This is a genomic window from Mesorhizobium sp. M4B.F.Ca.ET.203.01.1.1, from assembly GCF_004791025.1.
GTDB classification, from domain to species: Bacteria; Pseudomonadota; Alphaproteobacteria; order Rhizobiales; family Rhizobiaceae; genus Mesorhizobium; species Mesorhizobium abyssinicae.
Map to the genome: position 1 here is coordinate 424,908 of NZ_SRUO01000002.1, position 20,750 is coordinate 445,657.

The window sequence follows — 20,750 nt, forward strand, 5'->3', positions numbered from 1 at the left end:
GACAAATGGCCGTGCCCGCCACGGCCATCGTCCGGGCTTGGGCGGGGCCAGGCCTGGCCACCGGCCTTACTTCACCCGGTTGGGGCACAGCGCCTTGAACTGCTCCAGCGTATAGTCGTAGCCGGAAGCGCCGGAGCCATCGACATTGTCATCAATCGATGTGATCAGATAGTCCGTCGTCACATCGGTGCCCTCATTGCGGCCCTGGAACAGCATGTTGGCGCCATAGAAGGTGGTGAACTTGCCGGTCTTGCAGTTGGCGGTGATCTCGAAGTGCAGGGGCGACTTCATTTCCGCGTCGATGCAATCCTTGGAGAAATCGTGGCCATATTCACGGCAGAAGACGCCCGCCTTCCGCCTGTTGTGTTTGGCCACGATGCTGGCGTGTGTGGAGCCGATGCCGGTCTTTTTCACGATGGTGAGTTCCATCCCCACCCTGGCGCCGTAGGCTATCGTACTCGCCTGCGCCGCTGTCGCCAAGATCAAGGCGGGCAGAACAACCACCAGATGTCGCATGGAAACTCCTCTCTTTGACCGAGAGGTTTCACGCCGGCGATCGTCGGGTCAAGCCCCTGCGGGGGCTCGCCGTTTCCCAGCAACGCCGAGCCGCTCTATCTTGTCGTCTGGCGCAAATCCGGGCGGCCGACGGCCCGTCCGGACCGGCGTAAGCCTGTTTGGGACTGCATTTTGCGCCGCCTGGCCCAATCGCCGCCAATGCGGAAGAGGATGGCCATTATGAGGAGACCCTTTATAACGGTCGCTGAGATTTGCCATATCCAAGGGGAGACGATGCGTTACATACGTCCGCTTTCAATCGAAGATGCCGTCGGCCAGTTGGCCGGATCGGCCGGCACCGCCGCCATCCTTGCCGGGGGCAGCGACCTGCTGGTGAGGATGAAGGGCGGCTTCATCGAACCCGACCTGATCGTCGACATCAAGGCCATCGAGGGCCTGAGCGAAATCAAGGAGACGGCCGAAGGCTTCAGCATCGGCGCCGCGGTGCCCTGCGCCGTGCTCGGCGAGAGCGCTTCGCTCAAGAAGGCATGGCCGGGCGTCGTCGAGGCGGCGAACCTCATCGGCTCCAAGCAGGTGCAGGGACGCTGCACCATCGTCGGCAACCTCTGCAACGCCTCGCCCGCCGCAGACAGCGTGCCGGCGCTGGTGGCTGCCGGCGCCAAGGCACTCGTCGCCGGACCTTCGGGCAAGCGCACGATTGCCGTCGAGGCGGTGCCGACCGGGCCGGGTCGGACCTCGCTCGCCAAGGGCGAGATCGTCGAGGCGATCCTGCTCGACAAGCGGGCGCCGCGCTCGGGCGATGCCTATCTGCGCTTCATTCCGCGCACCGAGATGGACATCGCCGTGGTCAGCGCCGGCGTCAACCTGACGCTCGACGAGCAAGGCGTCGTCAAATCGGCCCGCGTCGCGCTGGGCGCAGCGGCGCCGACGGTGCTTTTGGTCGACGAGGCCGCCGAGGCCCTTATCGGCAGGAAGCTCGACGAAGCAGCACTCGAGCGCCTGGCCAAGGTCTGCGCGGGCGCCTGCCGCCCCATCGACGACAAGCGCGGCACCATCGAGTTCAGACGGAAAGTTGCGGGCGTGCTGGCCAGGAGAGCCGCCACGACCGCCTATGCGCGTGCAGGAGGCAAGTGATGGCTGGCGTAGCGGTTTCAACAACAATCAACGGCGATCACGTCGAGTATCTTTGCCAGCCGGACGAGACGCTGCTCGACGTGCTGCGCGACCGGCTCGGCCTGACCGGTGCCAAGGAAGGCTGCGGCACCGGCGACTGCGGCGCCTGCTCGATCATCCTCGACGACCGGCTGGTCTGCTCCTGTCTGGTGCTCGGCGCCGAGGCCGAAGGCCGGCGCATCGAGACCGTCGAGGGCATGGCGCATGGCGAAAAACTGCATCCGCTGCAGCAGAAATTCCTCGAGCACGCCGCCCTGCAATGCGGCATCTGCACGCCGGGTTTCCTGATCGCGGCGAAAGACCTGTTGGCGAAAAACCCCGACCCGACCGAGGAGGAGATCCGCTTCGGCCTGGCCGGGAACCTGTGCCGCTGCACCGGCTACGACAAGATCGTGCGCGCCGTCCAGGACGCGGCGAACGTGATGAAGGGAGCCTGAGATGAATTTCGATCCGCGCTATTCCGGACGCAATTTCTCCTCCGTCGGCACGCGCCCGATCCGCCCCGACGGCGTCGACAAGGTGACCGGCCGCGCCCGCTACGGCGCCGACTTCAACATGGCCGGCCAGCTCGTCGGACGCGTGCTCAGAAGCCCGCATGCCCACGCGATCATCCGGAAGATCGACACCTCGAAGGCGGAGAAGCTCGCCGGCGTCAAGGCGGTGATCACCGCGAAAGACCTGCCCGACCTCACCGACGGCGATGCCGGCATGTACGACATTCTCGACAACTGCATGGCGCGCGCCAAGGCGCTCTATGACGGCCATGCGGTGGCCGCCGTCGCCGCCGTCGATGCGCGCACCGCCAGGCAGGCGCTGAAGCTGATCGCGGTCGACTACGAGGTGCTGCCGCATGTCACCGATGTCGACGAGGCGATGAAGCACACCGCGCCGCTGATCAACGACACGATCTTCACCGAAGGCCTCGAGGAAAAGCCGGTAAAGCCGTCCAACGTCACCAAGCGCAGCCAGTTTGGCCATGGCGACGTCCATCAGGGCTTTGGCCACGCCGACTTCATCGTCGAGCGCTCCTTCAAGACCGAGCAGACGCACCAGGGCTATATCGAGCCGCATGCCTGCGTGGCGAGCGTTTCGTCCGACGGCACCGCCGACCTCTGGGTCTGCACGCAAGGCCATTTCGTCTATCGTCAGCACTGCGCGCAACTGCTCGGCATGGAAGCCTCGAAGCTGCGCGTCACCTCGTCCGAGATCGGCGGCGGCTTCGGCGGCAAGACCCATGTCTGGGCCGAGCCGGTGGCGCTTGCCTTGTCCAGAAAGGCCGGACGGCCGGTGAAACTGGTGATGACCCGCGACGAGGTGTTCCGCGCCTCGGGTCCGACCAGCGCCACCTCGATCGACGTCAAGATCGGCGCCCGCAAGGACGGCACCATCACCGCCGCCGAAGCGACGCTGCGCTACACGAGCGGCCCCTATGCCGGCACGTGGGCCGAGATCGGCGCCATGACCGCCTTCGCCTGCTACAAGCTCGAGAACGTCAAGACCGTCGGCTACGAGGTGCTGGTCAACCGGCCGAAGACCGCGGCCTATCGCGCGCCTTCCGCGCCGATGGCGGCCTTCGCGGTGGAAAGCGCCGTCGACGAGCTCGCCAAGGAGGTCGGCATCGACCCGGTCGAGTTCCGCATCAGGAACGCCGCGCAGGAAGGCACGCGCTCGTCCTACGGCCCGGTCTACGGCCCGATCGGCATCGGGCCTACGCTTGAGGCAGCGAAGAACCATCCGCACATGAAGGCGCCGCTGAAGGAAAACCAGGGCAGGGGCATGGCCTGCGGCTTCTGGTTCAACTTCGGCGGCCAGACCTGCACCGACCTGAACATCGGCATGGACGGCTCGGTCTCGCTCGCCGTCGGCACCGTCGATGTCGGCGGCTCCCGCGCCTCGCTGTCGCTGGTGGCGGCGGAGGAGCTCGGCATCGACTATTCGCAGGTCAAGGCGATCGTCGCCGACACCTCCAGCCTCGGTTACAACGACATGACCGACGGCAGCCGCGGCACCTTCTCCTCCTCGATGGCGACCATCTCGGCCGCCCGCAACGCGATCAAGATCCTCAGGGAACGCGCCGCGCAGATGTGGGACATCTCGGTCGACGACGTCGCCTGGGAACAGGGCCACGCCGTCGCCAAGGGTGACAATCACGGCAATCTCGGAAAACTGTCGCTGAAGGAGATCGCGGCCAGGTCGGGTACGACCGGCGGGCCGATCGCCGGCCACAGCGAACTCGTCGCCGACGGCGCCGGCGTCTCCTTCGCCACCCATATCTGCGACATCGAGGTCGACCCCGAGACCGGCTTCACCAAAGTGATCCGCTACACGGTGGTGCAGGACGCCGGCAAGGCGGTGCACCCGACCTATGTCGAGGGCCAGTACCAGGGGGGTGCTGCGCAAGGCATCGGCTGGGCGCTCAACGAGGAGTATATCTACGGCAAGGACGGGCGGCTGCAGAACGCCGGCTTCCTCGACTACCGCATCCCGGTCTGCTCCGACCTGCCGATGATCGACACGCAGATCCTCGAGATTCCCAACCCCAACCACCCCTATGGCGTGCGCGGCGTCGGCGAGACCTCGATCGTGCCGCCGCTGGCGGCGATCGCCAACGCGGTGTCGAACGCCGCCGGCGTGCGCATGACCCACATCCCGATGTCGCCGCCGCGGATTCTCGCGGCGATCGAGGCGGAGCGGGAAGGCTGAGAACGTGATGTCGAAAAGCGCGAAGCGGTTTTCGGCTGACGCCACGGTCCAATGAGGTTCTGACTATGGTCGAAGTCACGCTCTGGGGCGCGCTCGGCCAGGTCGCTGGCGGCAAGAGCAAGGTCGAGGTCGAGGCCAAGGACATCAGGGAGCTGTTCCGCAAGCTGGCGGAACAGTATCCCGGCATCGAGCCCTGGATCGATCGCGGGATCGCGGTGGCGATCGATGGGACGATCTATCGGGATACGTGGAGTAAGGAGCTGCCGCCGGGGGCGGAGATATTTCTGCTGCCGCGGTTGGCGGGGGGGTGAGTGGACAATGGGATCACAACGTCCATATCCAGAGCCCGCTACGATGCAGGCTCGATAGTGCCGCTTTTCTGTGCCCGCGCGTGATCAGGAGCTTCCGTTCGCTAATGTCCGATTCTGACCCGAAGCCCACGTCCATCCTACGGCCGCTTGCGTTGGGCCGCATCAGAAGCTGATGGTCTCAGTATACAGCCGGTGCGAGACAGCATGTGTGCCGCCCATCACAAAGAGGTACAAGAGCGACACCAATCGGAACTCGTGCATCTGTTGCTGGTCCAAGAGACGAACCGAGGACGCACAAATCGGCCCAAGCCAACAGGATTCCGGCTTGTGGCCCGGGTATTTGTCTGACATGTTCCCCGTTTCGGAGTTTCTCATCGGTCTATGGGGCGTAAGGATGGCAAAGGACTCTTCGAGTGCCGCTTCTTCGGCAAATAAAGCGGACGCAAATCTGTTAGGCAACGTAAGCGAAAACGGGCTGAACTTCATGGCCGCCCAAAGCCGCGAGGGCGGGGCCGGCGGTGACGCTCCAGGTGTCGACAAGATACGCGATCTTTTGTTCGGCAACCAGATGCAGGACTATGACCGCCGCTTCTCCAAGCTTGAAGAGCGGTTCCTGCAGCGCTTCAAGGATGTCGAATCCGAAGCCAAGCGCAATCTTGAAACCTACGAGTCAAATGCGAAGAAGCAGGTTGACTCGCTGGCGACGCAGTTGCGGAACGAAAAAGATGCGCGAGCCGAGGCCGACAAGGAGATCGACCGCAATCTTCGCGATCAGAATCAGGCGCTTGAAAAGCAGGTGCGCGCGTTGTCTGATCAATTGAGCGAGCTCGAGCGCGAAATAGCGGATCGCATGAACAGAAGCGACCATTTGCTGCGCGAGGAAATCAAGCAAAAGAACGAAAGCGCTCAAATGCTGATGGAGAAGATCTTTTCCGATCTCAGCAACGTCAAGACCGACCGAAATCTTTTGGCCGGCCTGTTTGTCGAGGTCGCAAAATGTCTGAATCAGGATCCCGTTGGCAGCAAGAGCAACTCGGAGCGTAGCTGGAAAGCGAGTTGATCGGAACTTGACGTCGAGCGTCGACCCAATCAGCCTTCCCCAAAGACCAGCTTCGAACGATACCGGGATTGATCGCGAGGCTCTGGCCCGCCTTTTGGTGGAAATTGCCCGGAACGTCGATCCGGACAACCATGCGCTTTACGAAGGAGTTCCAGCCGCCGATCATCGGTTGGAAAGGCTTCGCCAGCTGCTCGTCGGCGGCGAAATCTCGGAACTTTCACGCGTTACGCACCTGCTCGACGAGCCTGAGCAGCTTGCAGCCGCTGTAGGGAACGTTCTCCCCGACGCAACCGCGCGCGCGTCTCATATGCAACTCGGCGAGGCCCTCGCACCGGCCGTAGAAAGGGCCGCGCAGCGGTCCATCCAGAAGAACCCGCACATACTGACGGATATATTGTATCCGGTGTTTCTGCCGGCCATTCGCAAGTCGATCGGCGAAAAGATCGACCAGACCTTCCAGTCCCTGAATGAATCTTTAAGGCATATATTTACCTGGCATGGCCTCAAGTGGAGATTTGAGGCTTGGAGAACCGGAACAAGCTTCTCCGAAGTCGTTCTCAAGCATTCTCTCGTCTATCGCGTGGAGCATGTCTTTCTGATCAGCCGCAGATCTGGGCTTTTGATCGCGCATGTAACCGCCGAAAACGCCACCAGCGAAGACCCTCAACTGATTTCCTCGATGCTCAGCGCAATTCAGGATTTCGTGAAGGACTCGTTCAACGAGAAAGAGAACAGCGGCCTGGACACCATCCGGTTCGGCGAGCTTCGTCTCTGGTCGGAAGTCGGACCGTTTGCGACGCTGGTTGCGGTGATCCGGGGAAACCCGCCGGAGGAATTGCATGACGTAATTCGCGATGCATTGCTCCGAATCCACGATGAATCCTCGCAGGCTTTAGAGGAGTTTGACGGCGACACATCGCAGTTGCCCGGCGTGGAGACGCAGTTGCAGACCTGCGTCGAGCTGCAGCATACGGATTCGAAAGAGGGATTCCCGTGGCTGGTGGTGACGGCAGCCCTGCTGATTGTGACTGCGGCAGGCGCCTGGTTCTTTCTTTCCTGGCAAGCGGGGCAGCGCTGGCAGACCTATCTGTCGCGACTGGCGACCCAGCCGGGGATCGTCGTTTCCGAGCAGAAAATTGGTGGCGGCCAGTTCTATATTGCCGGACTGAGAGACCCGCTCGCCGTTGACCCGCAGTCGCTGTTGCCGGGAACGGAGGTCGATCCCGCCCGCGTTCATTCAGACTGGCAGTTCTATCAGAGCCTTGAGCCGGAATTCGTGCTGAAGCGGCTGACGGCGTCGCTGGCGCCGCCGGGTTCGGTACGGCTTTCGGTCGTCGACGGTCGCATCGTCGCCGAGGGTGAGGCTACCACCACGTGGATCAACCGGGCGCGGACCGCCGCCCAGCAGCTTTCGGCAGGCGGCCCGGTCTTCGACATCTCGGGGGTCCGCGATGTGAGCGCCGAGGAGCGCTGGCAGGCCTATGTGTCGCGACTGGCGACCCAGCCCGGCATCATCGTCGCCGATCAGACTGTGCGCGATGGCCAATTCTATATTGCCGGTCTGAGAGACCCGCTTGCCACCGACCCGCATTCGCTGTTGGCCGAGACGCAGGTCGATCCCGCGCGCGTTCATGCAAGCTGGCAATTCTACCAGAGTCTTGAGCCGCAGTTCGTGCTGAAGCGGCTGACGGCGTCGCTGGCGCCGCCGGATTCGGTGCGGCTTTCCGTAGTCGATGATCGCATCGTTGCGGCGGGTGAGGCCACCACCGCGTGGATCAACCGGGCGCGGACCGCCGCCCAGCAGCTTTCAGCCGGCGGCCCGGTCTTCGACATCTCCGGTGTCCGTGATGTGAGCCCCGAGGAGCGCTGGCAGGCCTATGTGTCGCGACTGGAGAAGCAGCCCGGCATCATCGTCGCCCAACAGAATGTGCGCGATGGCCAATTCTATATTACCGGCCTGAGAGACCCGCTTGCCGTCGACCCGCAGTTGCTGCTGGCCGGGACGCAGGTCGATCCCGCTCGCGTTCATGCAAGCTGGCAATTCTATCAGAGCCTTGAGCCGGTGTTCGTGTTGAAGCGGCTGACGGCGTCGCTGTATCCGCCGGATACCGTGCGCCTTTCGATCGTCAATGACCGCATCGTTGCCGAGGGTGAGGCTCCCGACACCTGGATAGATCGGGCGCGCGCGGCGGCACGACAGCTTTCGGTAGGCGGACCGAAGTTCGACATTTCCAAGGTTCGTGATGTGAGCCCCGATGCACGCGCGGCGGAGCATTGGCAGTATTATGTGTCGCGACTTGAGGCTCAACCGGGAATCATCGTCGCCCAACAAACGGAGAGGGGCGGACATTTCTACATTTCCGGTCTGAGAGACCCGCTTGCCGCCGACCCGCAAGCTCTGCTGTCCGGAACGGGGGTTGATCCTGCCCGCGTTCATTCACAGTGGCAATTCTATCAGAGTCTTGATCCGAAGTTCGTGGTGAAGCGGCTGACGGCGTCGCTGTCCCCGCCGAAATCGGTTCAGCTTTCGATCATCCAGGGTCGCATCGTTGTCGTGGGCGAGGCTCCTGCCGGCTGGATCGGCCGGGCACAGGCCGCCGCCGACCAACTTTCGGCGGACGGAGTGATTCTGGATGTCTCGCAGTTGCGCGAGCTGAACCTTGCCGAACTTAATCATTTGAGAGAGGCCATCCAGACGACCGATATTTTCTTCTCTTCCGGCAAGGTTGTGCCGGGACCGGAGCAGGCGCCGGTGCTTGACAGATTGGCTGATCAGTTGAAGGAATTCGCCGAAAATGCCCGCAAGGCAGGCGTGACAGCGCGGTTCATGTTGACCGGCCATTCGGACACAACGGGCCGTGAGACGGCCAACGCGTCGATCAGCGCCGCCCGCGCCGAGACGGTTCGCGCGCTTCTCAACAAGCGCGGCGTCGCTCCGGAACTGCTGCAGGTCCGGGGCGCGGGCACCTTTGAGCCGGCGGTGCCCGAAAATGAAAATAGTCGAACTGGGAACTCCACCAATCGCCGGGTTTCGGTTACGGTCAGCCTGGAGTAGTGCGGGGCCCAGGATGCTGCAAAAAAAGATCTGCATGTTGGGCGGGTTCGCTGTCGGCAAAACGAGCCTGGTGCGCAGGTTCGTGCAAAGCATCTTCTCGGAAAACTACCTGACCACGGTGGGCGTGAAGATCGACAAGAAAAGCGTCGCGTTTCCGGACAAGACCGTGGATCTGATTTTGTGGGATTTGGCCGGCGAAGACGATATCGGCTCATTCCGCGTCAGCTATGTGCGAGGTGCGACCGGGCTCGTACTTGTCGTCGACGGAACCCGGCCCGCTACTCTTGCCGTGGCGCTTACGCTGCGCGAGCGCGTCGAGGCCGAATTCGGTGCCATGCCGTTTGTATTGCTGTTCAACAAATCCGATCTGACCGATCGCTGGGCAATACCGGATGGTGAGATTGACGAACTGAAGCAACGCGGATGGCAAATCTATCTGACAAGCGCGCTTTCGGGCGAACATGTCGACGATGCGTTTCGTCAGCTTGCCTCGATGGTCGCCAAGTAGACCATGGCTAGGTTGCCGAAAGAAGTCAGAAGCTGGATATACGATTTCTTCTCTAAGGAGCGTTCTGCGGCATATCTAAAAATCGACGCCCGGCAATGCATAGAAGCGAAGGGCGGCAACCTTGGATATTACGGGCTTTTGTCGCTTCGCACTGGCGAGCCCGTTGCCGATCAACTCGAAATCATGGAAGGGCTGCTGCCTTGCCCAGAGCTTCCATTCCATTTGCCCATGATGGAACTGCCCGGCGGGCGTGTCGCGGACCTTCATTTCTTTGACGACAGCGGCTCGGTGTGGCTGCTCTTTCTCGACGCCACGCCCGAACGCGACCATCAGCAGCGGCTTCAGCAGAAGGCTTATGAAATGACGCTCCTGCAGGAGAGGGAGCGTGAACTCAATGCGAAGCTGCAATCGACGAACGAGGCGTTAAGGGAGAGCCAGGAGGGTTTGTCGCGCGAATACCGCCGTGCCGAATCCCTGCTCCTCAACATTCTTCCGGCGTCGATCGCGGAGCGGCTGAAAGCGGACGAGCAAATTGCAGACAACCACGCGGAGGTCAGTGTGCTTTTTGCCGACATCGTCGGCTTTACCGAAAGAGCGCGGAGCGTCGGAGCCGCGACGACGATCGCTATCCTGAATTACTTCTTCAGGGCGGCCGATCTGCTCTCGGAACAATACGGCTGCGAAAAGATCAAAACCATCGGCGATTGTGTCATGGCGGTCGCTGGCCTGCCGGTCGCGCGATCCGATCATGCGCAAGCCATTGCGAATTATGCGCTTGAGCTGCGGGAGGCGGCCAGGCGAGAGCGCTTCGCAGGCGAAGCGCTACGTCTCAGAATTGGAATTCACTCCGGACCGATCGTGGCGGGCGTCATAGGCAAAAGGCGGTTTGTCTATGACCTGTGGGGCGACACCGTTAATCTCGCCGCGCGCATTCAAAAGGCCGCGGAGCCCGATGAAATCCGTATTTCTGATGCAACCCACCAATTGCTCGGACCGGATTTTGCTTGCGAGCCGCTCGGGGAAACGGAATTGCGTGGCACAGGTCTGGTGCGAATGTGGCGGCTCCCGGCCTGATTTGCCGCTTGGGACCACGACCACGGCGGATGCGGGCCTGGCGACGATGCCTGACAGCCGCCGCATGCAACCTTTGCGGGCCGGCGGAAAGGGAAACGATCCCAGGCTCTTAAGTTTCCACCAAATGGCTTGCCGAGGTGGGCTGCAACAGGCCGGGGAACGGCCCGATCCTGGCCGGGCGATGCCCGGACTGGAAGAGGTTGCTGTGGAGGTTGGCAATCCACTGTTTGCCTTCCGTCGTCAGCTCCAGATAGCGGATCGCGTCGGCGATGTAAGGCTCGACTTGCAGTGTGAAGAAATCGGTAAAGAGGGCGCCGAGATCGGCGGCGGTCCTGCAGCCGAGCTTTTCCACCATCCCGATCTCAGAGAACTCCGCAAACAGCGCCGGCAGCTTGCGGTGGTAAAAGGGATCAGCGAGCTGGCCGATCAGGTCCGCGGCCCTGACCAGCGCAGGCTCGGTGTTGGTGACCTGGTAGGCCGGATCGGTCGGCACCGGAAAGCGTGTCATCTCTATCGCCTCGACGATGCGCTCCTCGTTGATGAACTTCGAGGAAGCAAAACGTTGCCGCGCGTAGATCTTGGCGCGGTCGATATGATAGGGCGCAAGCACCGCGTCGGAGGCGCCGCGCGGTGGCGTATAGCGGTCGCCGGCCTCGTTAATGACGAAGCTGTCCTCGGTGTCGCCCTCGCACACGCCGTGCACCATGCCGATATCGTGGACAAGCAGCGCGCAGGTATAATGCAGCCAGTCATCGGGGGTCAGGGATTCCGAAAGTAGCCGGCCGCGAATGATCTGCTGGCCAGCGAGCGTAACCATCAGCGTATGCTCGATGTTGTGATAGAGCGCGTTCGAATTGCCGATGCGCTCCAGGACAAGGCGGGCCGCCCCGCCCAGGTAGCTCGCATATTCCGGATTGCGATGCGAGAAATACTGGAGGTAGAGTTCCGACAGATAGTCGCCGAGCCGGTCGGCCATGATGGAGATTGGATTGAGCATGACAATCGTTCCTGACCGCCTTGAAGCGCGGCAAGCCGCGTCCTGCGGCGGCCACCCTAGCACGGTTCCGGCACAGATTTCATAGGACCAAGGCCCCAAGGCAGCGGCGACTGCCGAATGTTGCCGGGGGGCGGAGATTTTCCTGCTGCCGAGGCTGTCAGGGAGGATAGGCAGACCGGCGATCGCCTCGCATGGTCGGTGATCAGGCTCGCGACAAGGCCCTTGCTTCCGCTTTCACAGTTTTCGCGTTGGGTTAGATCCGGTGCGGGGCGTCGCCTCCACCGAGTTTTTTCGCCCCTACAGGCCCGCAAGGGCCTGAGCTGTAAGCAGCCGGGCTACCAAGCGGTACTGCTCTACGAAGAACTCATCATTCGTGAACCATTCGGCATAGGGCGCCATGCGAACGCCCTTCGCTTCGGCATCGTTGATCTGGCTGGCGCCGGCGAAGATTAGCCGTTTGCCGTCCGATGAACGAACCATCTCAGCGCTGACGGTCATTGCAATGCCTCGCCCATCGTTAACCGGAACGCTCAATGCGTGGTTGACGTTGATCTTCAGCCTGGCGGAGGCGCCCGATGCCGCGTCTGTCACGCGGTATCCCTTGCTGACAAGGTCTTCCTTCGCCTAACTCTCGATGAACTCGCGGAGGTTGGTGCGCGTATCCACGACCTCTTGAAGACGGGAAGTGGCCTCTGCCACCGTGGCGGGCACTTTCCCCGAACTTGCATTTGCCTCACTTGAATTTGGCGCAAAGACAGTGGCTTTCGACAGCTGCACCGGCTCCACGTAGACGAAGCCCAAGGAGGCCTTGCTCTGCGGGTCAATGGAGGACGCGACGCAACCTGTAAGAGCGATCGCGACAAGGGCAATAAGACTGCGGCGAAGCAATGGAATCTCCAAATTTTCAAAGTCGATTCGCTATACTACGGAACAGGTTATTCGGAGAGGGCCACGCGCGTTCACTTCGGCCGCGCCGGGCGTCTACATGAAAGCAATCTACAAGGATGAGGCCGGCGGCGAATCCACGATCCTGATGAAACTGGATCCCGGCCTTGCACGCTCACGATGAACTCGAGGAAGTGCGCGTGCAGGGAGGCTCGGAAGGCGCAGAGGATGAAGATGGCGCAGAGCGTCAGCATCTGGGCGGCAATGCTGCCGCGCTCCGGAACTGCGGCAGGAAGGCGAGGAAGATCGCCACCTTCGGGTTAGTCACGTCCATGACGATGCCACGCATATACGGCGTGCCGGGCGAATTCTAATCGCGGTCACTGGCGAGACGCCGTCTGCGGTTGCTCACGATCGCCGGCGTCCAGCCGAGGCCGCGACAGGTGATCCAAAGCAGAACGGCCTGACCGGCGAGGCCGACGACGATCGAAGCAACGGCTATGCCCGAGACGATATCGGAATCCATGTTTGCGAGCCCCCGCCCGGCATGATTACCAGCAGGAAGTATTGGCTCGACCGGCGTGCGAGTCACTTACCGAATAATATGGACTAGGCCGAAAGGGGTATGTCGTGACGGGCGAAGCAATTCCTGCAAGCGCAGCGGTCGCCGATGGCGACAGCGGGCGCGTCAAGGAGCGCCGTGTTTGTCACCTTCGTCATCCTGGGGCGGAGCAAGGAGCGAAGCGACGCGCGCAGACCCTGGATCCATGCCGCGACCTGCGCGCCTTGCGACGGTGCAGTTTTTGATCCGCCGCATTCTACGAAAAGCGTCACGGCATGGATCCTCGGGTCAAGCCCGAGGATGACGAAGCGTTGGCGGAGCCGGAGCACCAGGCGCTGAGAGCGCCGGCGGACAGCGCACCCCTTCGGGTCAAGCCCGAGGATGACGAAGCGTGGCGCGAGTCTGCGGCAGGTCGCGATGCACGGCCCGCTCAGGCGGCCCTGGTCTTCACCAGGCTCACGGCAGCCATCAGCGCCTCCGCCGCCTCGACCGACGACCCCGGATTCTGACCGGTGACGAGCCGGCCGTCGACCACCGTGTGCACGCCCCAATCCTTGACCCTGGAGAAGACCGCGCCGAGCTGGATGAGCTCGTCCTCGACGAGGAAAGGCACGACGTTGGTGAGACCCACGGCCGCTTCCTCGGCGTTGGTGAAGCCGGTGACATAGCGGCCTTGAACGAACGGGGTGCCGTCGGGATTGGTCACGTGACGCAGGACGCCCGGCGCATGGCAAACGAGGCCGACCGGCTTGCCGGCGGCAGCGAAGGATTCGATCAGCCTGATCGAATTCGGATCTTCGGCCAGATCCCACAGCGGCCCGTGTCCGCCCGGGTAGAAGACCGTGTCGAAGTCCTTCTGGTCGATGCTGTCCAGGCGCACCGTTTCCCCAAGCTGCGCCTTGGCAAGCTCGTCGGCGCTGAAGCGCCGCGTAAGGTCGGTCTGGAACATCGGCTCGTCGCTCTTCGGGTCGAGAGGCGGCTGGCCGCCCTTCGGCGAGGCGAGCGTGATCTCGGCGCCGGCGTCCTTGAAGACATAATACGGCCCTGCCAGCTCTTCGAGCCAGAAGCCGGTCTTCTTGCCGGTGTCGCCCAGAGTGTCGTGGGAGGTGAGTACGATGAGGACTTTCATTGTCGCTTGCTTTCGTCAGAGGATGCCGCGCCGCGAGGCGTCGCCGCCGGTTGATTGGGAGCTCGATCAGCCGCATCGGCTTATCGAGGAGCCGATAATGGCACTTGCCCACATATTTCAGAAATTTACTTCTTCGATTTCAGATATTTATCTGAGATTATATCTCGATGAGATACGACCTGAACCTGCTCCCGGTTTTCCTGGCCCTGATGGAGGAGCGCAGCGTGACACGGGCGGCAGCGCGGCTGGGCATCACGCAGCCGGCGCTGTCCAATTCGTTGAACCGCCTGCGCGACACCCTGCGGGATCCGCTGTTCATCCGGGAACGCTACGGCATAAAGCCGACGCAGCTCGCCGAGGAGATCGCGCCGACGATCGAGGCGGCGCTGGCGCAACTGGACGATCTCATCCTGAACCAGCAGGAGTTCCAGCCGGCAACCACCGAACGACTGTTCACCCTTGCCCCCAACAGCTACGTGGAGATCGTGCTGATGCCGGCGCTGGTGGCGAGGGCGCGCGAACGAGCGCCGGGGATCAAGCTGCGCATGACGGCCTTCGGCAACGATCTGGCCGAGACCGGGGTCATTTCCGGCACCACGGCCATGGTGCTCGGCCGGATCGTCGATCCGCCGGACAACCTCGTCGTCCAGCATCTCATGGACGATGGGCTGGCCTGCGTGGTGCGCAAGGACCATCCCGGCGTGCGGGACCGGATTTCCCGAGAACAGTACGAAATGCTCAAGCATGTGAACGTGCTGCCGCCGGGCCGGCTGCGCGCGGGTGTCTTCCAGGCATTGGGGCAGCAAAACCTCAAGCGCGAGGTTGCGGTTTCCGTCACGCATTTCCTTGCCGTGCCGGAGATGCTTGCCGTCACCGACTATTGCGCAACGCTGCCGAAGCTTATCTGCCGCAGTCTGGAGCGCGATCCCCGGCTGAAGGGGCTGCCGACGCCGGTCGACCTCGGCACCTTTCCGGTGGAGATGGCCTGGCACGTTCGCTACCGCCACGACCCCGCCCACAGGTGGTTGCGCTCGCTGATCGGCGAGCTGGCAAAGGAAATGACGGCGCAAGTCCCCTGAGAGCGCCTTTCTGGTTCGGCGCGTGTTGCTCGAGCCTGTCCCCCACAAGGTGGGGGCCGCGTAGCGGTCGGAGAGGGGGATGGCGCTGCCCAGACCCCCCCTCACGCCCCCAGCGTCGGCTCCGTATTCACCTCCAGCGCCTCTTCCGCTTCGTCCTCCTCGCCGAGCACCTCCTCATGCACCCCCAGCGCCTGCCCGATCCACACCGGGTCGACCGTGTGGTCTCGCTTGGGGTTGGTGGTGTTGGGGTGGATGAGGATGCTCAAGCCGCCGTGGTTCAGCATCAGCCATGGCACCAGCGTGGCGAAAACCGCGTTGGCGAAGGAGACCTGGTACATGGCCTGCTGGTGCGGACCGACTGGCTCGTCGCGCCAGTTGCCCAGGCGCACGCGGAAGCGTTCCGCGATGCGCAGGCGCAGCCATTCGGCATGCTGCCGCTCAGGCTGCCCGGCGTAGTAGATATGGGCGTGATAGCTGGCGATCTCCGCAAGCTGCCTCGGACTGTTTTTCTCGTTCACCGCGATCCTCCCCTTCGATTGGTGTCGCGCCCGGCTCTCCCAGGCCCTCCAGGCAGCCTCGCGCGCTTGGCGGACTTGAGTCAATTCAAAGGCGAATGGCCGCCTTTTGCCAATCCTGCCAAAGTCGAAAGTCCGGCCCGCCGACATCTTGACGAAAACTGGTGCGCCTGATGAGACATGGTGCAATCGGTTCCAGGGGGAGATGGGCAAGCGGTGGGCAGGCTGTGAAGCGCGTTTTTCGTTTGCTTGCCGCTGTTATCATGGCGTCCGGGCTGACCGGTTGCACCAGCATCTCCTACTACGCGCAGTCGCTGCAGGGTCATGTCGAGATCATGGCCGCGCGGAAAGATGTCGGAACGCTCGTCCAGGATCCTTCGACGCCTCAGGCCTTGCGCGCCAGGCTGACGTCGGCGAGCGCCATCAGGCGGTTTGCGACGGATGAGCTGGCGCTGCCCGACAACAGCAGCTACCGCAGCTATGTCGACATCCATCGCGACGCCGTGACCTGGGCCGTTTTCGCCGCGCCGCAGTTCTCGCTTGCGCCGCGCACATGGTGCTTTCCAGTGTTCGGCTGCGTTCCATACCGGGGCTACTTTGCCCGCAAAGCCGCGACCGAAAGCGCGCTCGAACTGCACAGGCAGGGGCTGGACGTCTATGTCACCGGCATCACCGCCTATTCCACGCTGGGCTGGTCGAGCGACCCGCTGCTCAGCACCATGCTCGGTCAGGACGACACCTATCTCGCCAGCCTGATCTTTCATGAACTGGCGCATCAGCGCCTTTATGTCGACGGCGACTCCGCCTTCAACGAGGCCTTCGCGGTTGCCGTCGAAACCACCGGCGTCAGGAAATGGCTGCGCGCCGCTGGCGATCGCGCCGGATTGCGCCGCTACGAAGCCGATCGCAGGCGCAGGGCCGATTTTCTCGCACTGCTGGCGAAAACCCGCGACGAGCTGGGGCAGGTCTATGAAAGCTCCCGCAGCCCGGAGCAGATGGCGGCCGCCAAGGCTGCCGCGATCGACAGGCTGCGCATGCGCTATCGGCAGCTGCGCGACCGGCGCTGGGCGGGATATCGGGGCTACGACGCCTGGTTCTCGGCCCCGATCAACAACGCAAAGCTCGCCGCGACCGCCGTCTACGGCGAACAGGTTCCGGCCTTTCTTCGCCTGTTCGACCTGTGCGCCGGCGACTATCCGAGGTTCTACGCTTCCGTTCGACGCATCGCCGATCTGCCCCAACCTTCCCGTGCCGAAGCGCTCAAGACTGCCGCTACCTGTGATCGACCGGGCGCCGGGACCGCGGCCGCGCGGCCTAACGCTTTCTGAAGAAACCGGACAGGATGTTCGGACCCGCTTCGCCGGGCCGCAGCCTGATCCCGTCCTCGAACGAGTTCAGCGTCACGCACTCGAAGCCGTGGTGCGCGAGCAGCGCCACCAGCGAGCCGCGGTCGAAATGGTGCAGGTGCTCGTCGGGCAGGCGCATGCGCCAGGTCTGGAACCACGCATCGCCGTCGGCGCCGAGCTCGCGCCAGCGGCAATAGGGCACGGCGATGGCCAGGTGGCGGGCCTTGAGGCGGGCGAGGAAACTCAGGTCCGGTATATGCTCGAGCACGTCGAACATGGCGACGAGATCCCACGAGCTGGCGAGCGCCTCATCCCAATCGACGAAGCGGACGCCCTGCGGCAGCGGAAACCTGGCGATGTCGCAGCCGGCGCAGTCGGCGACGCCGGTTATCTTCGCCGCTTCGACGAACGTGCCGGTGCCGTAGCCGATCTCCAGCACCGACCGGGGAATCTCGCCGGTGACGCCCAGCACCCAGCCAAGCCGCTGATAGCCGAGCTTGATGGTCCGGTCGCTCAAATCCTCGTAATAGGAGATGTATTGCTTGTCGTACTTGATCGGGGTGAAGTCGATCTGGTGGATCACGCCGAACCCGTCCAGCTCGTAGTTGTCCAGCATTCGCGTGCGCCCTCCGCAGTGCGGATTCCTTACATGGCGGAGCTAAACGCAAGGTAACCGGCCGAGCCGGCCAAAGAATCGAACCAGCGGGCCTCACTCCACCTCACGCCGCGCTCCGCCCTTCGTACCGCTCCCCCACAGGGCGCGCTGGAACACGTTGCGCTTGCCCTTGCGCGGGACGAGCTCGATGTCGCTGACCAGCTTGGCGCCGCCCTTGCGCCGCTCCAGCGTGATCTTGCGGCTGTGAAAGGCTTCGAGTTCGGCGCGATGCGCCACGCTGATGATGGTCACCTTCGGCAGCTCGTGGACGATGGTCTTCATCATCTTCTCCTGGCTCTTCTCGTCCAGCGCCGAGGTCGCTTCGTCGAGCACGATGATGTCGGGGCTGTGCAGCAGGAGGCGCGCGAAGGCGAGGCGCTGCTTTTCGCCGCCCGACAGCGTCTGGTCCCATGGCGCCTCTTCCTCGAGCCTGGCCGCGAGATAGGCGAGGCCGACCTTGTCGAGGGCGGTGTTGATCTCTTCGGCCGTCCAGTTGTCGGCGGCGGCGGGATAGGCGACGGCGCGGCGCAGCGTGCCGGTGGGGATGTAGGGCCGCTGCGGCAGCATGAACAGCCGCCTGCCGGGGTGGAAATTGACGCTGCCGCCGCCCCATGGCCAGAGGCCGGCGACGGCGCGCACCAGCGTCGACTTGCCCGAGCCGGATTCGCCCGCCACCAGCACCCGTTCGCCGGGTTCGATCGCGACTCCGGTTTCCTTGACCACGGCGGTGCCGTCGTCGAGCGTCACCGAGAGATTGTCGAGGCTGAGCATGGCGCCGTCCTCGGTTTCGCCGCGGCTTATGCGTCCGAGCGCGTCACTCTGCTCGGCGCGCTCCAGCCCGTCGAGCGACATCATCAGCGACGCGATGCGCCGCGCCGAGGCGTTCCAGTCGGCAAGCCGCGGGTAGTTGTCGACCAGCCAGCCGAACGCGCCCTGCACGATGCCGAAGGCGGAAGCCGCCTGCATCACCTCGCCAAGCGACATGCCGCCTGCGAGGAATTTCGGCGCGCAGAGCAGGATCGGCACCACCGGCGCGAACAGCAACGACCCTTGCGATACCAGCGCGGTGCGCATGTGCTGGCCGGTCAGCAGCGCCCATTGCCTCAGCACATGGCCGAAATTCCTGTCGATGCCGCTGCGCTCCTCGTCCTCGCCGCCGAGCAGCGCGATGCTCTCGCCGTTCTCGCGCACGCGCGTCAGCGTGTAGCGCAGCTCGGCCTCGGCCTGGTTCTTCGTCTCGGAGATGCGCACGAAGTTGCGGCCGATGACCACCATCGAGGTCGAGGTGATGGCGGCATAGATCACCGCCGTGATCACCAGGAAGCCCGGAATGGTGACGCTTTCGCCGCCGATCGGCAGGGTCAGCGCGCCGCCGATCGTCCACAGCACGATGATGAAGGTCGAGGCCGACAGGAACGCGTTGAGGACGCCGGCGATGAAATCGACGGGCGATTCGGTGGCGATGCGCAAATCCTCGGTCATGCGCGCTTCGGGGTTCTGGTGGTCGCCGCCGACCAGGTTGAGCTGATAGTAGCGGCCGCTGGCCAGCCAGCGCGCGATGACCGCGGTGGTCAGCCAGGAACGCCAGCGGCGCTGGATCGTCATGCGCATATAGACCTGCGTGACGACAAGGCTGCCGCTGCACAGCACCAGCGGCACGAAGACGGCACTGAGGAAATAGACGCTGCGGGCGTTGCGCTGCTCGAGCGCGTCGAAGATCGAGCGGTTCCAGACATTGATGCCGTACTGGAAGCCGATATTGATGCAGATCAGCAAAAGCACGCCGATGGTGAGCGGCCAGGCGAGCCGGTCGCCGCGACGGCTCCAGTAGCCGCGCGCGCTGATCCAGAAACGCTTCAGCAGATATTTCCTGCGCGCCTGCTCGGCTTGCTCGGGCGCCAGCTGCGGATCGGGTTCGGCAGCCTCCGGCGGTGGCGCCGCCTCGCCATTGACCTCAGGCGCGGCTTCGACAACCAAATGCTTGTCTTCATTCGATTTCTCCCGGCCCGATTTCGCTTTGCCCGGCGTTCGGGCAGTACGCGATTTGGCGCCGCGGGCCGGTTTCGATTTGGATCTAGCTTCTGACATCAGGCCGACAACGGCCTAAAAATCAAAAGGTTTCACGACGTTCGCCCGGCCATGCGGCCGCCGGCGCGCCTTGGTTCCGGTGCTGGCGGCCATCCGCCGTGATTGCCGGGATAGCCGCGACAAGTGGAAACACGGAGCCGGAAGCTTGCCTATCGGACAAACCTCACGCGATTATTCCGGCCAACAATGCCTGCACCGGATCGACAGGCTCGATCCGGTGCCGGCCTGAAGGGGGTTCGATGCGGCGTGTACCGATCGTCATGCGACCGCTTGGCGGTATGGGCAACAGGATGTTTCAGTACATGTTCAGCCATGTGCTGGCCAGGCGCATTCCCGGCGGCTATGTCTGCAACGCCGACCTGCCGGAATGGTCCATCGCCACGGTGCGGCCGCCCCTCTTGTGGCGGTACCGGGCGCTTCGGCTCGAAGGCTCGCATCGCTACGATCTCGACGCGATCGCCGCCGCGTTCCGCCAGAAACGGGCGCGCAGCGTCCTGTTCAAGGGCTTCGCACAGAGACTGGGCTATTACGATCGAGCCGAGGTTTCCAGGATTTTCGACGGGCGCCCAGCCGAGGCGCCGACCTATGGCGACGACTTCCTCGTCATCCATGTGCGGGCCGGCGACATCCTCGACGGCTTCCACAAGAACTACTGCCCGATGCCGTTCGCCTTCTTCGAAACCTTGATCCGCGACAGCGGCCGCAAGCCGGTCTTCGTCGGCCAGACCCATGACGACAACGACTATTGCCGGCGCCTGCGCCAGCGCTTTCCGGATGCCGTCTTCGCGCCGCAGGCATCGCCATTGACCGATTTCGAGACGCTGCGCCGGGCAAGCCAAGTCGTCGCGTCGGTAGGCACCTTTTCCTGGCTGGCCAGCTGGCTGTCGTCGGCGCACACGATCCATCTGCCGGTGGCCGGCATCCTCGATCCGATAATCAGGCCGGACATCGACCTGCTTCCGGCGGGCGACGCGCGCTACCGCTTCCATCAACTGGACATCGGCGACTGGACGGCGTCCGCCGAGCAGCTCGCGGCCTTCTATGGCGATGCGATCGCGTTTCGGCAGGTCGAACTTGGGCAAATTGCGCGATGA

20 protein-coding genes are annotated in these 20,750 nt (G+C 63.3%); 11 read left to right on the forward strand and 9 right to left on the reverse strand.

Translation table 11 applies throughout. From position 1 onward, the window contains the following. Positions 1-66: 66 nt before the first annotated feature. Positions 67-516 (reverse strand): hypothetical protein, encoded by a 450-nt coding sequence (locus EN846_RS05365; RefSeq protein WP_135913806.1) that lies wholly within the window; start codon positions 514-516, stop codon positions 67-69. A 273-nt stretch (positions 517-789) separates the two neighbouring features. On the opposite strand from EN846_RS05365, the gene EN846_RS05370 reads away from it, so the two are divergent. The 8 genes from EN846_RS05370 to EN846_RS05405 all read left to right on the forward strand — a co-directional run bounded on the left by EN846_RS05370 (position 790) and on the right by EN846_RS05405 (position 10,400). Next, positions 790-1,650 carry a xanthine dehydrogenase family protein subunit M gene (locus EN846_RS05370; RefSeq protein ID WP_135858504.1) on the forward strand — a complete coding sequence of 287 codons (861 nt, stop codon included), beginning with the start codon at positions 790-792 and terminating at the stop codon, positions 1,648-1,650. Then, on the forward strand, positions 1,650-2,126 hold the full coding sequence (locus EN846_RS05375) for a (2Fe-2S)-binding protein (protein ID WP_127394218.1): 477 nt from the start codon (positions 1,650-1,652) through the stop codon (positions 2,124-2,126). The genes EN846_RS05370 and EN846_RS05375 overlap by 1 nt, the downstream gene beginning before the upstream one ends. Before the next feature lies 1 nt (position 2,127). Beyond that, the gene (locus tag EN846_RS05380) at positions 2,128-4,392 is read left to right on the forward strand and encodes a xanthine dehydrogenase family protein molybdopterin-binding subunit (protein WP_128346795.1); all 2,265 of its coding nucleotides are present in this window, start codon (positions 2,128-2,130) and stop codon (positions 4,390-4,392) included. A 65-nt stretch (positions 4,393-4,457) separates the two neighbouring features. Further along, on the forward strand, positions 4,458-4,703 hold the full coding sequence (locus EN846_RS05385) for a MoaD/ThiS family protein (protein ID WP_127394193.1): 246 nt from the start codon (positions 4,458-4,460) through the stop codon (positions 4,701-4,703). A gap of 394 nt (positions 4,704-5,097) precedes the next feature. Then, positions 5,098-5,763: a hypothetical protein gene (locus EN846_RS05390; RefSeq protein ID WP_127284993.1), complete on the forward strand. Its 666-nt coding sequence runs from the start codon at positions 5,098-5,100 to the stop codon at positions 5,761-5,763. Positions 5,764-5,770: 7 nt separating this feature from the next. Then, positions 5,771-8,818 (forward strand): OmpA family protein, encoded by a 3,048-nt coding sequence (locus EN846_RS05395; protein ID WP_135858506.1) that lies wholly within the window; start codon positions 5,771-5,773, stop codon positions 8,816-8,818. Between the two features lie 13 nt (positions 8,819-8,831). Next, positions 8,832-9,326 carry a Rab family GTPase gene (locus EN846_RS05400; RefSeq protein ID WP_126056366.1) on the forward strand — a complete coding sequence of 165 codons (495 nt, stop codon included), beginning with the start codon at positions 8,832-8,834 and terminating at the stop codon, positions 9,324-9,326. Between the two features lie 3 nt (positions 9,327-9,329). Continuing rightward, positions 9,330-10,400 carry an adenylate/guanylate cyclase domain-containing protein gene (locus EN846_RS05405; protein ID WP_127286609.1) on the forward strand — a complete coding sequence of 357 codons (1,071 nt, stop codon included), beginning with the start codon at positions 9,330-9,332 and terminating at the stop codon, positions 10,398-10,400. Between the two features lie 109 nt (positions 10,401-10,509). Here EN846_RS05405 and EN846_RS05410 read toward each other — a convergent pair whose 3' ends face one another. The 5 genes from EN846_RS05410 to EN846_RS05430 form a co-directional block, all read right to left on the reverse strand. Next, positions 10,510-11,397: a metal-dependent phosphohydrolase gene (locus tag EN846_RS05410; RefSeq protein WP_127286608.1), complete on the reverse strand. Its 888-nt coding sequence runs from the start codon at positions 11,395-11,397 to the stop codon at positions 10,510-10,512. 297 nt (positions 11,398-11,694) lie between these two features. Next, positions 11,695-11,988 carry a hypothetical protein gene (locus EN846_RS05415; protein WP_127393774.1) on the reverse strand — a complete coding sequence of 98 codons (294 nt, stop codon included), beginning with the start codon at positions 11,986-11,988 and terminating at the stop codon, positions 11,695-11,697. 33 nt (positions 11,989-12,021) lie between these two features. Beyond that, positions 12,022-12,285, reverse strand: a complete 264-nt coding sequence (locus EN846_RS05420; RefSeq protein ID WP_127393773.1) for a hypothetical protein — start codon at positions 12,283-12,285, stop codon at positions 12,022-12,024. A gap of 367 nt (positions 12,286-12,652) precedes the next feature. Continuing rightward, entirely contained in the window at positions 12,653-12,808 is a 156-nt protein-coding gene (locus EN846_RS35000; RefSeq protein ID WP_187331221.1) for a hypothetical protein, read from the reverse strand. Positions 12,809-13,274: 466 nt separating this feature from the next. After that, positions 13,275-13,973: a type 1 glutamine amidotransferase domain-containing protein gene (locus EN846_RS05430; RefSeq protein ID WP_127393772.1), complete on the reverse strand. Its 699-nt coding sequence runs from the start codon at positions 13,971-13,973 to the stop codon at positions 13,275-13,277. 167 nt (positions 13,974-14,140) lie between these two features. Here EN846_RS05430 and EN846_RS05435 point away from each other — a divergent pair, with 167 nt between their 5' ends. Continuing rightward, positions 14,141-15,052, forward strand: coding sequence for a LysR family transcriptional regulator (locus EN846_RS05435; protein WP_128346357.1), 912 nt, complete (start codon positions 14,141-14,143; stop codon positions 15,050-15,052). Positions 15,053-15,153: 101 nt separating this feature from the next. Here EN846_RS05435 and EN846_RS05440 read toward each other — a convergent pair whose 3' ends face one another. Continuing rightward, positions 15,154-15,570 (reverse strand): DOPA 4,5-dioxygenase family protein, encoded by a 417-nt coding sequence (locus EN846_RS05440; protein ID WP_127393597.1) that lies wholly within the window; start codon positions 15,568-15,570, stop codon positions 15,154-15,156. 260 nt (positions 15,571-15,830) lie between these two features. On the opposite strand from EN846_RS05440, the gene EN846_RS05445 reads away from it, so the two are divergent. Next, positions 15,831-16,895 carry an aminopeptidase gene (locus tag EN846_RS05445; protein WP_187331258.1) on the forward strand — a complete coding sequence of 355 codons (1,065 nt, stop codon included), beginning with the start codon at positions 15,831-15,833 and terminating at the stop codon, positions 16,893-16,895. On the opposite strand, the gene EN846_RS05450 is transcribed toward EN846_RS05445, so the two are convergent. Continuing rightward, positions 16,882-17,529 carry a class I SAM-dependent methyltransferase gene (locus tag EN846_RS05450; protein ID WP_127393599.1) on the reverse strand — a complete coding sequence of 216 codons (648 nt, stop codon included), beginning with the start codon at positions 17,527-17,529 and terminating at the stop codon, positions 16,882-16,884. The genes EN846_RS05445 and EN846_RS05450 overlap by 14 nt on opposite strands. Positions 17,530-17,622: 93 nt before the next feature. After that, positions 17,623-19,656 (reverse strand): ABC transporter ATP-binding protein/permease, encoded by a 2,034-nt coding sequence (locus tag EN846_RS05455; RefSeq protein WP_128346358.1) that lies wholly within the window; start codon positions 19,654-19,656, stop codon positions 17,623-17,625. 239 nt (positions 19,657-19,895) lie between these two features. Between EN846_RS05455 and EN846_RS05460 the strand changes: the two genes are divergently transcribed. After that, positions 19,896-20,750, forward strand: coding sequence for an alpha-1,2-fucosyltransferase (locus EN846_RS05460; protein ID WP_128272670.1), 855 nt, complete (start codon positions 19,896-19,898; stop codon positions 20,748-20,750).